Below are 16,049 nucleotides of genomic sequence, written 5' to 3'. Positions count from 1 at the left end.
TCTTTCTAGGCGGCCTGCGCGTCGCACAACGCAGGGCCGAACAACAGGCGATCGCGCAGCGCCGAGATGTCGACGCCGCGCCCGATCAGGTCGAAATACCAGGGGCCGTCGGCCACGTCGCCATACAGCACGGCGCCCGTGAGGCGATTGCCGTCGAGGACCAGGCGCTTGTACATGCCGGAGCGGCGGTCGCGCAGCACCAGGTCTTGCGTGCCCGGACCGCCGACGATGTCCCCGGCCGAGTACAGATCGATCCCCGTCACCTTGAGTTTGGTGGCCACGGCCTGCTGCACATAGCGCCGGTGCCCGAAGCCGGCCAGGTGCGCCGCGCAGACGCGCGCCTGTTCCCAGATCGGCGCGACCAGGCCGAAGGTGGCGCGCCGGTGCTGGACACATTCGCCCACCGCATACACGCGCGGGTCGTAGCTTTGCAGCGTGTCGTCGACAACGATCGCGCGCTCGACATGCAGGCCGGCCGCGCGCGCCAGCGCCACGTTGGGTCGCACACCGGCCGCCATCACCACCAGGTCGGCCGGGAGCGTGACGCCGTTCGAGAGGCGCACCGATGCGACCTTGCCGTCACCCAGAATGGCCTCGGTCTGCACGCCCAGCAGGATGCGCAAGCCGCGCCGCTCGAGCGCGCCCTTGAGCAGCAGCGACGCGTCGCCATCGAGCTGCTGGTTCAGCAGGCTGCCGGTCAGGTGCACGACCGTCACGTCCATCCCGCGCCGCAGCAGGCCATTGGCCGCTTCCAGTCCGAGCAGGCCACCGCCGATCACCACCGCGTGCCGGCCGTCGCGCGCCGCCTGCAGCATGGTGTCGACGTCAATCAGGTCGCGAAAGCCCACCACGCCCGGCAGGTCCGCGCCCGGCACCGGCACGATGAATGGCTGCGAACCGGTGGCCAGCAGCAGGCGGTCATATGCCACTTCGACGCCCGACTGCGAGCGTACGATACGGCGGCGGCGGTCGATGGCCACGACCGGGTCGCCCGTGTGCAGCGTGATGCCATGCTCGGCGTACCACGCGCGCGGATGCAGCACGATGTCGTCCTGCGTCTTGTCGCCCGCCAGCACGGGCGAAAGCATGATGCGGTTGTAGTTCACGTGCGGCTCGGCGCCGAACACGGTGATGTCGTACATGCCAGGGGCCAGCGCGAGCACTTCTTCGACCGTGCGCATCCCGGCCATGCCGTTGCCGACCACCACCAGCGCGGGCCTGTGCGTCGTATTCATGCGGCGACCCAGACGACGGCGCCATCGATCCGGGCCGGATAGCTTGCCACCGACTGCGCCGGCGCTTCCAGGCATTCGCCGCTGGCCAGGTCGAAGTGCTGCTTGTAGATGGGCGAGGCCACGACGATGCGCTCGCCGATGCTGCCCACCAGCCCGCGCGAGAGCACGGCGGCCTGCGAATTGGGATCGTAGTTATCGATGGCGAACACGCGCGGCTCAAGGTCGCCGATGCGGAACACGGCCACCTGGCGCCCGTTGAGCAGCGCGCACACGCCGGTGTCGGGGACGATCTCGTCGAGCCGGCAGACCGCCGTCCAGTTGGCAAGTTGGGGGTCACGATGCATGGTCATTCTCCTCAAGCCACGGCGATGGGAATCGTGCGGCGGCGTTCATCGAACGTGGCCGGGCGCACCTGGCCGCGCTCGGGCACGAACACCACGTTGCTGTCCGGTTCCGCGCTGTTGACGAAGTGGCGGAAGCGGCTGCGCACGGCCGGATTGGTGATCGCCTCCTTCCATTCGCAGGCATAGGTGTCGACCACGTGCTGCATCTGCGCTTCGAGTTCGTCGCCGATGCCCAGGCTGTCCTCGACCACCACCTGGCGCAGATACTCGAGGCCCCCTTCGAGGTTTTCGCGCCAGGTCGACGTGCGCTGCAGGCGTTCGGCCGTGCGCACGTAGAACATCAGGAAGCGGTCGGTCAGGCGCACCACTTCGGCTTCGGTCAGGTTCGATGCGATCAGCTCCGCGTGGCGCGGCTTCATGCCGCCGTTGCCGCACACGTACAGGTTCCAGCCCTTGTCGGTGGCGATCAGGCCCACATCCTTGCCCTGCGCCTCGGCGCATTCGCGGGTGCAGCCCGAGACCCCGAACTTGATCTTGTGCGGTGCGCGCAAGCCCTTGTAGCGGTTTTCCAGTTCGATGGCAAAGCCCACGCTGTCGCCCACGCCAAAGCGGCACCAGGTCGAGCCGACGCACGATTTCACCGTGCGCAGCGACTTGCCGTAGGCATGGCCCGACTCGAAGCCGGCGTCGATCAGCTCTTCCCAGATCGCCGGCAGCTGGTCCACGCGCGCGCCGAACAGGTCGACCCGCTGGCCGCCCGTGATCTTGGTGTACAGGCCGTACTTCTTGGCCACCATGCCCACCGCGATCAGGCCGTCGGCCGTCACTTCGCCGCCCGGCATGCGCGGCACGACCGAATAGGTGCCATCCTTCTGGATGTTGCCGAGGAAGTAGTCGTTTGAATCCTGCAGGCTGGCGTGCTTCGGCTTGAGGACGAAATCGTTCCACACCGAGGCCAGGATGTTCGCGGCGGTCGGCTTGCAGACGTCGCAGCCCAGGCCCTTCCCGTGGCGCGCCAGCAGTTCGCCGAATTCCTTGATGCCTTCCACGCGCACCAGGTGGTACAGCTCCTGGCGCGAGTACGCAAAGTGCTCGCACAGGTGGTTGTTGACGGCCACGCCCAGTTTTTTCAGTTCCGCGTTCAGCACCTGCGTCACCAGCGGCACGCAGCCGCCGCAGGCCGTACCGGCCGTCGTGCAGCTTTTCAGCGCGCCGATCGTGGTCGCGCCGCCGGCCACCGCCTCGCACAGCGCGCCCTTCGAGATGTCGTTGCACGAGCAGACCTGCGCGGTCGCTGGCAGCTTGTCCACGCCCAGCGCAGGCCGCACGGTGTTGCCGCTTTCGGGCAGGATCAGGTATTCCGGCGCTTCGGGCAGCTCGATCTTGTTCAGCATTGTCTGCAGCAGCGCGCCGTAGGATGCGGCGTCGCCCACCAGCACGCCGCCGAGCAGATACTTGCCGCAGCTCGAGACGACGATCTTGCGGTAGGTCTGGCGCCGCTCATCGAGGAACTGATAACTGCGGCTGCCTGGCGTGGTGCCATGCGCGTCGCCCAGGCTGGCCACGTCCACGCCCATCAGCTTGAGCTTCGTGCTCATGTCGGCGCCCGCAAAGCCGCATTCGGCGCCCAGCACATGGCGCGCGGCCGTACGCGCCATGTCGTAGCCCGGTGCCACCAGGCCAAACAGCTGGCCGCTCCACAGCGCGCATTCGCCGATCGCGTAGATGTGCGGGTCGGACGTCAGGCACTGGCCATCGATGGCGATGCCGCCACGCGCGCCCAGCTCAAGGCCGGCCTGGCGTGCCAGTTCGTCGCGCGGGCGGATGCCGGCCGAGAACACGATCATGTCGGTGTCCAGACTCGTGCCGTCGGCGAACTGCATGCGGTGGGTCGTGGCGTCACCATCGACGATGGCCAGCGTGTTCTTGCCGGTGTGGACGCCGACACCCAGTTCTTCGATGCGGGTGCGCAGCACGCGCGCGCCTGCATCGTCGACCTGCACCGCCATCAGGCGCGGCGCGAATTCGACGACGTGCGCCTGCAGGCCCAGGTCGCGCAGCGCCTTGGCGCACTCCAGGCCCAGCAGGCCGCCGCCGATGACGACGCCGATGCGCTGGCGCGTGCCGTCGCCGCGGGCGGCGCATTCCTTCATCTTCTCGAGGTCTTCGATCGTGCGGTACACAAAGCAGTCCTTGCGCTCGGCCCCCGGCACGGGCGGCACGAACGGGTACGAGCCGGTGGCCAGCACCAGGCGATCGTAGGAGACAGTGCTGCCGTCGCCCAGCAGCACCGATTGCGCAGTGCGGTCGATGGCAACCACCTTCGCGTTCAGGCGCAGCACGACGCGCTCGGCCAACTCGGCGCGCTCGAAGTAGCCCGGCGCGACCAGCGACAGATCGTCCGCGCTTTTACCGGCAAAGAATTCCGACAGGTGCACGCGGTCGTAGGCAGGGCGCGGCTCTTCGCCCAGCACCGTGACCCGCAGCGGTGTGGACGGGTCCTGCATGCTGCCCGCTGCAAGCGTTTCGAGGAATTTGTGGCCCACCATTCCGTGGCCGATGACGACGATATGCATGACGTTCTCCTTTATGCTGCAACGGTTGCGGACGGGGTGCTGGACGGGATGCGGGACGTGCTGCCGAAGCGCGCGCCAAGCGCGCACAGGCTGGCCACCACCACCAGGCCGCTCAGGATCGTGAGCGTGCTCTGGATGTCACCCGTACCCTTCATCAGGAAGCCGGCGGCGACGGCGCCCACATTGCCCCCGGCGCCGACGATGCCAGCCACGCCGCCCAGCGCCTTGGGCGCCACGAACGGCACCAGCGCATAGGTCGCGCCGCAAGCCATGTGCGTGAACAGGCCGAACACCAGCATGGCCACCACGGCGAACACGACGCCGTCGGCCTGCGCGAACCACAACAGGCCCAGCGCTTCACCGATCATCAGGACGAACAGGATGGTCACGCGGCGATTGACGTCGCCACCGCGCGCTGCGCGGTCCGACAGCCAGCCGCCCAGCGCGCGGGCGAACAGCGCCAGCAGGCCGAAGCTGCCAGCCGCCATGCCGGCCTGGCCCAGGGTCAGGTCGAAATGATCGACGTAGTAGACGGCGGCGATGTTGTGGATGAAGATCTCGATGCCGAAGCAGGCGCCGTAGGTGACGAACAGCAGCCAGGCGCGGTAGTTGCGGCAGCCTTCGGTGAAACTGGCCCAGCCGCCCTTGCCTGCGCTGGCCGGCAGGTTGCCGGTCTTGCGCAGGTCGTCGTAATTACCGGCCGGGCAATCCTGCGTGTAGCGCCAGTACACAAAGGCCATGATGATCATCATGACGCCCGGGACCACCAGCGCCACGCGCCAGCTCATCGACTGGCTCACGCCCAGCATCACGACGGCCGTGAGCAGCAGCGGCATCAGCGCCTGCGCTGCGCCGCCGCCGGCATTGCCCCAGCCGGCAGCGGCCGCGTTGGCGGTGCCGACCACCTTCGGCGAAAACATCACCGACGTGTGGTACTGGGTGATGACGAAGCTGGCGCCGACCGCCCCGATGCCGAGGCGCGCCAGCAGGAATGTTTCGTAGCTCTGCGCCATGGCCACGCCCAGCACGGGAATGGCGCCGATCAGCAGCAGGCCCGTATAGGTCTTGCGCGGGCCGTAGCGGTCGCACAGGGGGCCAACCAGCAGGCGGACAAAAATCGTGATCGCCACCGCCGCGATATTGATGTTGGCGATCTGCTCCATCGAGAGGCCGAACTCGCCTTTGATGACGGGCATCAGCGGCGCGCAGGCGAACCACGCGAAGAAGCAAATGAAGAAGGCCACCCAGGTCAGGTGGAAGGCGCGCATCGGCGCGCCCTGGAACGAGAAGAGGTTGATGTTGTCTGCTTTGCCGGTCATGATTTTCGTCCTTGGAAAACAAAAAGGCGTCCGCGCTGCTGCCTGGGGCAGAAGCTGCGGACGCCGTTGTCCTGGTGCCGGCCCGTCGTTGGGCTGGCGTTATATGAAGGAGATCGTCATTGATCCTGTCTCTGTATCAGCAAGAGGCGTGCCACGCGCGGTTCAGGGCGGGGCCGGCAAGGGGCGCATCACGAATGCTGCATTGCGGTGCACCATTCCCCAAGATGATGCACTGGCGTGCACCACCACCGGCGTCAAGCCGGTGCGAGATCTTGAGCGAAAGCGTGCGGATCGCTGCCATCCCAGACCCGGCCATCCATCAGCGTGGACGTGCGCAGCGTCGCAGCAGGCAGCGGCGTGCCGGTGCGCTCGGCCGCTTCGCGATACAGGTCGATGCGGTTGACCTGCTGCGCCAGCGCCAGGTAACCGGGATCGGTGCGGAGCAAGCCCCAGCGGCGGTGCTGTGTCATGAACCACATGCCGTCGGACAGCCACGGGAAATTGGCCTCGCCGTCCGCGTAGAAACGCAGACCGTTGTGGCCATGCCAGGCCGCGCCTTCGTCCGCGCCGGCCAGGCAATACTGCAGCGTCTCGCGGCTGGCATTGACATACGCAGGACTGGCCAGCACCTCGGCCGCCGCTTCGCGGTTGGCGCGCGAGGCGTCGAGCCAGCGCGCGGCCTGCAGCAGCGCAGCGATCATCGCGCGGCAGGCATTCGGGTGGGTCGCGGCAAAGGCAGCGCGCGTGCCCAGCGCCTTGCCGGGATGGTTCGGCCATACCTGTTCACTCGACGCGGCCTGGACGCCCACGCCGTCGCGCAGCGCGCGCTGACCCCACGGCTCGCCCGCGCAGAAGCCATCCATATGACCGGCTGCCAGGCTGGCCGCCATCTGCCCCGGCGGCACGGTCACCACCTGGCAGTCCTTTATCGGATTGACGCCCTGCGCGGCCAGCCAGTAATACAGGAACATCGCGTGGTTCCCGGTCGGGAAGGTGTGTGCCAGCGTCAGGCGCTGCCCGGCCTGCATCAGGCGCGCCAGCCCGCCCGGTTCTGCTGCTGCGTCGGCCCAGGTGCGCGAAAGCGTGATGTTCTGGCCATTCTGGTTCAGGTTCATCAAGACGGCCATGTCGCACTGGCCGGTGCCGATGCCGTTCTGAATGCCATACACCATGCCGTACAGCGCCTGCGCCGCATCTAGCTGCCCGCCCACCAGGTGCTCGCGCATGCCGGTCCAGGATTGTTCGCGGCTCAGTGCAAAGCGCACGCCGTGCAGTTCATCGAAGCCCAGCACCGACGCCATCACCAAAGGCGCGCAGTCGGCCAGCGGCATGAAGCCGATGCGAATGGTCTCGATCTCGGGACGGTCGGTACCGGCGATCCATGCGCCCTTGCCTGCCAATGTCATAGATATCCTGGTGTTCTTGTTAGGTGCAGGGCGCTCAGCCCAGCAGGTCTTCCACGTCGATCAGGCGCTGCGCGACGTCGACCAGCTTCATGTTCTTGTTCATGGCCAGGCTGCGCAGGCGCTGGTAGGCCTGGTCTTCGGTCAGTTGATAGCGCGTCATCAACATGCCCTTGGCGCGGTCGAGCACCTTGCGCTCGGCGAGCTTCTGGCGGGTATCGCTTAATTCGTCGAGCAGCCGTTGCTCGCGCCGGAAGCGCGCCAGCGCGACGTCGAGCACCGGCTTGACGCGTTCGGCCTGCAGGCCGGCCACGATGTACGCCGACACGCCCGCTTCCAGTGCGGCATCCATGCTGGCCGGGGCGTCGTCTTCGGTGAACAGCACGATGGGCCGGCGCGCGTCGCGGGTGGCGATCACGATGTGTTCGAGCACGTCGCGCGCGTCGGACTCGCTGTCAAGGATGATCAGGTCGGGCTGCAACTGCGCGATGCGCTCGGGCAGGAACACGTCGGCCGGCAGCGATGCGACCAGATCGTAGCCCGATTCGAGCAGGCCAATGCGCAGCGCGGTGCTGCGCCGGGTCTGCGCTGCCTGGGCCGCGTCGGGGTCGGTGCCGGGTGCCGTTGCGGACAGCACGACAACAATGCGCAAATGTGGGGTTGTTGTGTCTCGCGGTTTCATGCCGTTTTTGCATGCAAGAATCGTACCTTGTTGCCACATTGCATCGAATCCTTGCCCTTCTTATGCGTGTATCCACTGTCGAGATATGCGTCAAGCGCATATCTTTCCAATGAGCAACAAAACAATTATTCGTTTCGTGAATCGCGGGAATCACGAATGAAAAGTTTTCTTATGACTCGAAGACTCTTATACTGCAACGCAACATGACAGTATTTAACCAGGAGCGCAACATGACTGCAGCTATCCAGCAAACCAATTTCTTCGCAGCGGCCATCGCCGCCATCCGTAGTTTCTCGCAAGACCTGTACATCGCCCACGGCGGTTACGCGCCATCGGTGCGGGGTTAATCATGCATCCACTCGAATACCTGACCATCGCCCTGGCCGTGCTGACCGTTGCCGCCCGCGTCTCGATGTACCTGCCACGTCCGCCAAAAGGCCCGTTCAAGGCAATGTAAGCAACAGGGCACACGCCCAGTCAAGGCAGAATAATCCGCCTGTTTTACCGAGTGCCGGCCGTATTGACATACTGCCGGCGTATGTATTTATAGTAAAAAAACCTTCCCCAATCCGCGCGCCGTGGCAAGTGGCTGCGCTAGAATGCATTCGCATTTCTGGCCAGAAAGCCCTTCTTTCACTTACCACATACCCATGCGCACACCTGCACTCACCCTCTTTGCGGCCTCGTTCGCGGCCTCGCTGGCATCGTTCGCACTGCCGGCAGCAGCAGCACCGACACCCATCACCCTCGACCAGGCCATGAGCCATCCCGACTGGATCGGCACGCCGGTGGAAGACGCCTGGTTCAGCTGGGACAGCAAGCAGGTGTACTACAAGCAGAAGCGCACCGGCTCGCCCGTGCGTGACACGTTCCAGGCCGGCGCGAACGCCGGCAAGGCGCAGATGGTGAGCGACGCCGAGCTGACGAAGATCGACAGCGCCGACGTGGTCTACAACCGCAACAACACGCGCATGCTGGTCATCCGCAACAACGACCTGTTCGAGCGCGACCTGAAATCGGGCCAGCTGGTGCAGGTCACGCGCGGTGCGACCCGCATCGGCAACGCGCAGTACGCGGCCGACGAGCGCTCGGTGCAGTACCGCATCGGCACCGACTGGTATGTGTGGGACCGCGTCACCCGGGTCACCGGCCCGGCCGCGCTGCCGCGCGCCGCGAAGGATCCGAATGCACCGGAAGACGACGCCTACCGCGCGACCGAGCTGCGCCTGATCGAGCACCTCAAGCGCCAGAAGGATGACCGCGACGCGCTGCGCGCCCGCAACGACGAACTGCGCCGGGTCGATGCCTCGATGGCGCCAACGCCTGTCTACCTGGGCGACAAGGTCACGCTGGAGGCAAGTTCGCTGTCGCCGGATGGCCGCTGGCTGCTGGTCGTCACCGCCGCCAAGAGCGCCGACAAGGGCCGCGTGGGCAAGATGCCGCGCTACGTGAACGAATCGGGCTACGAAGAGACCGAAGACGTGCGCACGCGCGTGGGCCGCAACATGCCACCGGCGCATTCGCTGAAACTGGTCGACCTGCGCACGAATACCGTCAAGGACATCGGCTTCGACACCCTGCCCGGCATTACCGTCGATCCGCTGGCCGCGCTGCGCGCCGCCGCCAAGAAGGATCCGCTCAAGGGCAACCGGCCGGTGGTCGTCTCGGGTGGCCGCAATGCAATCGACTGGAGCAGCAACGGCGCCAACGTGGCCGTGATGCTGCGCTCGGTCGACAACAAGGACCGCTGGATCGCCAGCGTCGACCTGCGTGACGCCAAGCTCAAACCCCTGAACCGCGTGACCGACGGCGCCTGGGTCAATTACGACAACGCCGAATTCGGCTGGCTGCCGGACAACCGCACGCTGTGGTACCTGTCGGAAGAATCGGGCTACTCGCACCTGTACACGCAGGACACCATGGGATCGGCCGCGCCACGCGCGCTGACCTCGGGCAAATGGGAAGCCAGCGACGTGCGCTGGAGCGCGGATGGCAGCACCGCCTACATGCTGTGCAACCACGAAGCGCCGGGCGACTACGAAGTCTGCGCCGTGAGCGCCAAGGGCGGCGCGGTGCGCGAAGTGACGAAGCTCGACGGCGTCGAACGCTTCAACCTGTCGCCGGACCAGAACAAGCTGCTGGTGCACTGGTCGTCGAGCTACACGCCGATCCAGATCGCGACCGTGCCCGTATCGGGCGGCGCCGCCACCAAACTGACCGACACCCGCACGCCCGACTTCAAGGCGCGCGAGTGGATCGAGCCGCAATACGTGGCCGTGCCATCGAGCGCCGGCGGCGATCCGGTGCACGCCAAGCTGTATCGGCCTGCGCAGCTCGAAGCCGGCAAGACCTATCCGGTCGTGATGTTCGTGCATGGCGCCGGCTACCTGCAGAACGTCAGCAAGCGTTATCCGGTCTACTTCCGCGAGCAGATGTTCCATAACCTGCTGGTGCAGCAGGGGTACATCGTGCTGGACATGGATTACCGCGCCTCGAAAGGCTATGGCGCCAAATGGCGCACCGCGATCTACCGCCAGATGGGCCACCCGGAACTGGACGACTACCTCGACGGCGTGAAATACCTGGTCGGCCAGCAGCAGGGCGACGCCAACAATATCGGCGTGTATGGCGGCAGCTACGGCGGCTTCATGACCTTCATGGCGCTGATGCGCGCACCGGACGTGTTCAAGGCCGGCGCCGCGCTGCGCCCAGTCACCGACTGGACCAGCTACAACCACGAGTACACGGCCAACATCCTCAACACGCCGGACATCGACCCGGAAGCGTATAAAAAATCGTCGCCGATCGAGTACGCGCAGAACCTCAAGGGCCACTTGCTGATCTCGCACGGCATGATCGACGATAACGTGCTGTATCAGGACTCGGTGCGCATGGCGCAGCGCCTGATCGAGATGAAGAAGGACCACTGGGAAATGGCGAGCTACCCGCTCGAGCGCCACGGCTACGTGCAGCCGGAAGCGTGGTACGACCAGTACCGCCGGATCTATCAGCTGTTCGAGCGCTCGCTCAAGCAGAAGTAATCCACACGCCGGCAACCGCTGCGCATACCCTGTCTGCATAGGCATTACAGGATGTAAGCACGATTGCCGGCGGCGCGCGGCTGGTGCACCTTATGACAACAACCACGTCATGAGGTCCTGCCATGCCACGCTCGCGCGCCGCCACCCTGCCCGCCTTGTCCCTCATTGCAGCGACCATGCTGCTGGCCGCCTGCAGCGCCCCGCAGCAGCTGCAAGTGGATAGCGCCGCAGCGCCACCTCCGCCGCCAGCACCCGGGACACGGGTCGAGATGACCGGCAGCGCGATCTCCTCATATTCAGGCTACACCGGCGTGCCGCCGACGTCCTTCCAGCGCCGCGTCGCCACGATGCCTTATCCGATGCCACAGTACGCACCTGGCGCCGACCGCTTCCCCGACGCCCAGGCCAACCGCGCGGTGCTGGTCGAAGAACAACCCATCTCCACCTTCAGCAGCGACGTCGATACCGCATCGTATGCGTACGTGCGGCGCCAGCTGAGCGCCGGCAGGCTGCCGCCACCGGCCGCCGTGCGCGTCGAGGAAATGGTGAACTACTTCCCCTACGCCTATGCCGCACCGAACAAGGCCAGCCAGCCATTCGCGCTGACCACGAGCGTCATGCCCAGCCCGTGGAATGCGGACAACCAGCTGCTGCACGTGGCCGTGCGCGGCTACGATCTGCAGCGCGCCGAACGGCCGCCGATGAACGTCGTGCTGCTGGTCGACGTGTCCGGCTCGATGGCCCCGCAGGACCGCCTGCCGCTGCTCAAGCAGGGCTTTCGCCTGTTCGCACATGGCCTGCGCGAACAGGACCGGGTGGCGATCGTCACCTATGCCAATGGCACGACGGTGGCGCTCGAGCCGACGACGGGCAATGACAAGCAGAAGATCCTGGACGCCATCGATGCGTTGCAAGCGGCCGGCGGTACGGCCGGCCGCGATGGCCTGGAGCGCGCCTACGCCATGGCCCAACGCCACTTCGATGCGAAAGCCGTCAACCGCATCATCCTTGCCACTGACGGCGACTTCAATATCGGCGTGAGGGACCCGCGCCAGCTCGAAACCTTCATCGCCGACAAGCGCAAGAGCGGCGTCTACCTATCGATTTTTGGCGTCGGCGACGGTAACCTGAACGATGCGCTGATCCAGCGCCTGACCCAGTCGGGCAATGGCAATGCCGCCTACATCGACTCGCTGCTGGAAGCGCGCAAGGCGCTGCAGGGCGAACTTGGCTCGACCATGTTCCCGATCGCGAACGACGTCAAGATGCAGGTCGAGTTCAACCCGGCCCGCGTGGCGGCCTACCGCCTGATCGGCTACGAAACGCGCTTGCTGGCGCGCCAGGACTTCAAGGACGACAAGGTCGATGCGGGCGACATGGGCGCCGGCCACACGGTGACCGCGATCTACGAGATCACGCCGGCAGCGGGCGCTGCCAAACTGGTTGACCCGCTGCGTTATGGCGCCGGCAAGAAAGCCGCACCTGCGGGCAAGAATGACGAACTGGCGTTCGTGCGGGCGCGCTACAAGCTGCCGGGCGAGAGCAAGAGCCGCCTGGCCGAGCAGCCGGTGCGCCCGGCAACGGCGGACGCCACGCTGGCCGCCGCGCCGGCCGACCAGCGCTTCGCCGTGGCGGTGGCCGCGTTTGGCCAGCGCCTGCGCGGCGAGCCGCAGGTGAGTGACTATAGCTACGCTGACATCGCCACGCTGGCGAACGACGCACGGGGCGCCGATCCGGACGGTTATCGCGCCGAGTTCGTCAAGCTCGTGCGGATGGCGGAAGCGCTGGGCCAGGCCGGGGCAGCCGGGCGGCCTTGACCGTTCACGGCGCGCCCAGCATGTCCAGCAGCGTCAGCGCCACCACCTTGGTGGCGCTGCGCAAGTCTTCCAGCGCTAGCCGCTCGTCGGCCTTCTTCGCATTCGCTTCCGTGACCGTGCGCGGCCCGGCCCCATACAGGACGGCCGGAATACCGCGCTCGCCGTACAGGCGCGCATCCGCATACAGCGGCGTGCCGACAGCGGGAATCGCCTCGCCCAGCACGGTGTGCGCATTGCGGCGCAGGCTCTCGACCAGTGGTTGCGCGCCGGGCAGCGGGCGCAGCGCCTGCGACAGCAGCAGGCGCCGGATCTCGAGCCGGATGCCGGGCAAGCCAACCACAGCGTCGGTAATCAGCGCGCGCACCTGCGCTTCAACGGCGACCGGATCTTCTTCGGGAATCATGCGCCGGTCGAGCTTCAGCACCACCTTGCCCGGCACCACATTGGTATTCGTGCCGCCGTCGATGCGCCCGACGAGCATCGTCGGCGAATCGATGCCGGGCACGCCCGACTTGATGGTCTTGAGGCGTGGCAGGTCGCCGTAGATCGCATTCAATACCCGCGTGGCTGCCTGCAGCGCATCGACCGCAGTTTCAGGCATCGCGCCGTGGCCGGCCTTGCCGTGCACCGTCACTTCCAGCTGCAGGCAGGCGTTGTGCGCGGTGATGATGCTGTAGCCAAAACCGGCGGCGATCACGTAGTCGGGCTGCGTCAGTCCCTGTTCCAGCAGCCAGCCGGGCCCCAGCAGCCCGCCGAATTCTTCGTCATAAGTAAAGTGCAGCTCGACGCCGCCACGCAGCGACGTGCCCAGGGCTTCGAGCGCGCGCACCGCGAACACATAAGTGGCGAAATCGCTTTTCGATACCGCTGCCGCGCGCCCGTACAGGTAACCGTCTTCGATGACGGCGCCATATGGTGGATGGGTCCAGCCCTCGCCCGGCGGCACGACGTCGCCGTGCGCATTGAGCGCCAGCGTCGGCCCGTCTGCGCCGTACGGCCGGCGCACGATCAGGTTCGTGATGCTTTGCAGGCCATAGTCAATCACCTGCTGCGCTGGCACCGCGTGCCGCTCGACCGGCCAGCCGGCGCACTCCAGCATGTCGGCCACGGCCTCGGCGTGCGGCGCGTTGTTGCCCGGCGGCGTATCGGTGGGGATCCGCACGACGGCCTGCAGAAAGCCTACTTCGTCATCGAAGTGGGCGTCGATCCAGTCGGTCAGGCGTGTCTGCAATGCGTTCATGGCGTGTTTCCTGTTTTGGCGCCGGACTCGAACCAGGCTTGAACCACGGCGCGTTCGGCATCGGTCATGTGGGTCAGATTCGCCAGTGGCATGGCCCTGGTTTGCACCGTCTGCTGGTAGATGCGCGCAGCGTGCTGGCCGATCTGTTCCGGCGTTTCGAGCATGACGCCCAGCGGCGCGGCCGCAAACCCGGGCTGCGTCGGTTGCGCTGCATGGCACGAGACGCAGCGCGCCCCCATGATCGTGCGGACCTCGGCAAAGCGGGCGGCGTCGGTGGCGCCAGCGGTTGCTGCCGGTTCGATGCGCACCGGCCGGGCTGGTGCCAGCAGCACGCCAAGACCCAGCAGCAGCGCGGCCCCAGCCACCGGGTACCGCCATTCGATACGGCCCTTGTGGCGCAGGTTGAAGAAGTGGCGGATCAACACGCCGGCCAGCATGATCACACCCAGCACCGCCCAAGCATGCGGGTGGTTGTAGGTCATCGCGTAGTGGTTGCTGATCATGATGAACAGCACCGGCAGCGTGAAGTAATTATTGTGGACGCTGCGCTGCTTGGCCCTGATGCCGTGGACCGGGTCAGGCTTCTGCCCCGCCAGCATGGCATTCACCATCTTGCGCTGGCCGGGAATGATCAGCATCGCGACGTTCGCGACCATGATCGTGCCGATCATCGCACCCACATGCAGGTAGGCCGCACGGCCACTGAGCAGGTGCGTGAGCGCCCAGCTGCTGCCAACCAAAAACAGGAAGACCGTCGCACCAAACGCCAGCTGGCGCTGCACCAGCGGTGAGCGGCACAGCAGGTCGTAGACGATCCAGCCCACGACCAGGCTGCCGATGCCGATGCCGATCGCCTGCCCGCTCGACAGATCGGCCACGCTGCGGTCGATCATCATCGCTTTCGCGTTCATGTAATACACGATGCTCAAGAGCGCAAAGCCCGACAGCCACGTGGAATAGGCTTCCCACTTGAACCAGTGCAGCTCCTTTGGCAGTTCGGCAGGCGCGACCAGGTATTTTTGCGGGTTGTAGAAGCCGCCGCCGTGCACGGCCCACAGCTCGCCGGCGACGCCCTTGCGCTCGAGGTCCGAACCGGGCGCCGGCGGCTTGATCGTGTTGTCGAGCCAGACGAAGTAGAACGATGCGCCGATCCAGGCAATGCCAGTGATGATGTGCAGCCAGCGCACCAGCAGATTGAGCCATTCGAGAACGTAGGGGGCCAGGTATCCGGGGTCGAACATGGGCGTCCTTCAGGGTCGCAGATTCAGGGGGAACTACGCGCGCGCGCCAGTGCAACCATGGCGACCGACGGCTTGACGATACGCCGATTTCCATTTCTGCAACAACAAAATCGGCGTATATTCGACATATCCGACTCGATATACAACGAAGACTTCACGGCCATGTCCAGCCTTCCCCGCAACCTCGACCTGCACCTGATCCGCATCCTCTACCTGCTGCTGGTGGAGAAAAACGTCTCGCGTGTGGCGCTCAAACTCAATCAGCCGCAGCCCTCGATTTCGGCCTCGCTGCGCAAGCTGCGCGAACTGACGGGCGATCCGATCCTCGTGCGCGGCGCGCGCGGCATGGTGCCGACGCAGCACGGCGAAGGTCTGCTCAAGCCGGCCAAGCGCATTCTCGACGAAGCCGAGAGCCTGTTCGTGCGCAAGGCGCCCTTCCTGCCTGAAGACGCTACGCGCACTTTCCACATCGCCGCGCCCGATTACCTCGATGCGCGCTTCCTGCCCAACGTGGTGGCGCTGCTGCGCCGTGGTTCGCCCGGCAGCAAGGTCGTGATTCACGCGCTGGGGCCGGGCCAGGATTACCTGCGCATGCTCTCGGACGGCGACATGGACCTGGTGATCGCGAACTGGGACGAGCCGCCGGCGCACCTGCACATCTCGAAGCTGTTCGAAGACCCGATCATCTGCACGATGCGCGCCGACAGCCCGTATGCGCGGCGCACGGCGCCGGACGCGATGACGCTCGAGGATTATCTCGAGCTGCCCCACGTCGCCCCGACCCAGATGCTGCCCGGGTACCACGGCGTGATCGACGCGCATCTCGAGCGCCTGGGCCTGCAGCGCCGCGTGGCGGTGGAGTCGCCCTACTTCGGCGTGATCCCGTACATGCTCACGCAGAGTGACCTGGTCCTGACCACCGGCCGTCAGTTCATCCGCGCCTTTGAGAAGACGCTGCCTTTGAAAAGCTTCACGGTGCCGGTGAAGTTTCCGCCGATGCGCTTCTACCAGTTGTGGCACCAGCGCGTGCACCAGTCGACCGAGCACAAATGGCTGCGCGACCAGGTCAGCAGCGCCGCGCGCGCCCTGGTACAGGGCTAGTCTATATGCGCAGGCTGCTGGCAGCCATCCGCCGGCCGATATGGGCGGGG

Annotated in this window: 11 protein-coding genes; 3 read left to right on the top strand and 8 right to left on the bottom strand. The window is 66.0% G+C overall.

What is annotated here, in order from left to right:
- Window positions 1-5: 5 nt before the first annotated feature.
- The 6 genes from AC1MGT_RS16620 to AC1MGT_RS16595 all read right to left on the bottom strand — a co-directional run bounded on the left by AC1MGT_RS16620 (window position 6) and on the right by AC1MGT_RS16595 (window position 7,559).
- Window positions 6-1,235: an NAD(P)/FAD-dependent oxidoreductase gene (locus tag AC1MGT_RS16620; protein ID WP_499501102.1), complete on the bottom strand. Its 1,230-nt coding sequence runs from the start codon at window positions 1,233-1,235 to the stop codon at window positions 6-8.
- A complete protein-coding gene (gene nirD / locus AC1MGT_RS16615; protein ID WP_499501101.1) occupies window positions 1,232-1,579 on the bottom strand; it encodes a nitrite reductase small subunit NirD in 348 nt (115 codons plus the stop codon). The genes AC1MGT_RS16620 and nirD overlap by 4 nt, the downstream gene beginning before the upstream one ends.
- An 11-nt stretch (window positions 1,580-1,590) precedes the next feature.
- Entirely contained in the window at window positions 1,591-4,155 is a 2,565-nt protein-coding gene (gene nirB / locus AC1MGT_RS16610) for a nitrite reductase large subunit NirB (protein ID WP_499501100.1), read from the bottom strand.
- Between the two features lie 11 nt (window positions 4,156-4,166).
- Entirely contained in the window at window positions 4,167-5,474 is a 1,308-nt protein-coding gene (locus tag AC1MGT_RS16605) for an MFS transporter (RefSeq protein WP_499501099.1), read from the bottom strand.
- Between the two features lie 254 nt (window positions 5,475-5,728).
- Window positions 5,729-6,880, bottom strand: coding sequence for a CmpA/NrtA family ABC transporter substrate-binding protein (locus AC1MGT_RS16600; protein ID WP_499501098.1), 1,152 nt, complete (start codon window positions 6,878-6,880; stop codon window positions 5,729-5,731).
- Between the two features lie 34 nt (window positions 6,881-6,914).
- Window positions 6,915-7,559 (bottom strand): ANTAR domain-containing response regulator, encoded by a 645-nt coding sequence (locus AC1MGT_RS16595; protein ID WP_332530185.1) that lies wholly within the window; start codon window positions 7,557-7,559, stop codon window positions 6,915-6,917.
- 650 nt (window positions 7,560-8,209) lie between these two features.
- Here AC1MGT_RS16595 and AC1MGT_RS16590 point away from each other — a divergent pair.
- Both AC1MGT_RS16590 and AC1MGT_RS16585 read left to right on the top strand, forming a co-directional pair.
- Window positions 8,210-10,600: a S9 family peptidase gene (locus tag AC1MGT_RS16590; RefSeq protein WP_499501097.1), complete on the top strand. Its 2,391-nt coding sequence runs from the start codon at window positions 8,210-8,212 to the stop codon at window positions 10,598-10,600.
- A 122-nt stretch (window positions 10,601-10,722) separates the two neighbouring features.
- The gene (locus AC1MGT_RS16585; protein ID WP_499501096.1) at window positions 10,723-12,417 is read left to right on the top strand and encodes a vWA domain-containing protein; all 1,695 of its coding nucleotides are present in this window, start codon (window positions 10,723-10,725) and stop codon (window positions 12,415-12,417) included.
- 4 nt (window positions 12,418-12,421) lie between these two features.
- Here AC1MGT_RS16585 and AC1MGT_RS16580 read toward each other — a convergent pair whose 3' ends face one another.
- Together AC1MGT_RS16580 and AC1MGT_RS16575 are read right to left on the bottom strand one after the other, a co-directional pair.
- A complete protein-coding gene (locus AC1MGT_RS16580; protein WP_499501095.1) occupies window positions 12,422-13,657 on the bottom strand; it encodes a M20/M25/M40 family metallo-hydrolase in 1,236 nt (411 codons plus the stop codon).
- Window positions 13,654-14,898: a urate hydroxylase PuuD gene (locus AC1MGT_RS16575; protein ID WP_499501094.1), complete on the bottom strand. Its 1,245-nt coding sequence runs from the start codon at window positions 14,896-14,898 to the stop codon at window positions 13,654-13,656. Before AC1MGT_RS16575 ends, AC1MGT_RS16580 begins: the two co-directional genes overlap by 4 nt.
- A gap of 162 nt (window positions 14,899-15,060) precedes the next feature.
- On the opposite strand from AC1MGT_RS16575, the gene AC1MGT_RS16570 reads away from it, so the two are divergent.
- Entirely contained in the window at window positions 15,061-15,999 is a 939-nt protein-coding gene (locus AC1MGT_RS16570; protein WP_499501093.1) for a LysR substrate-binding domain-containing protein, read from the top strand.
- Window positions 16,000-16,049 lie beyond the last annotated feature (50 nt).

This window comes from Telluria sp. BA11 (assembly GCF_056680305.1).
The sequence above is the reverse complement of the archived record's forward strand: the minus strand, read 5'-3'. Positions and strand labels throughout refer to the sequence as shown.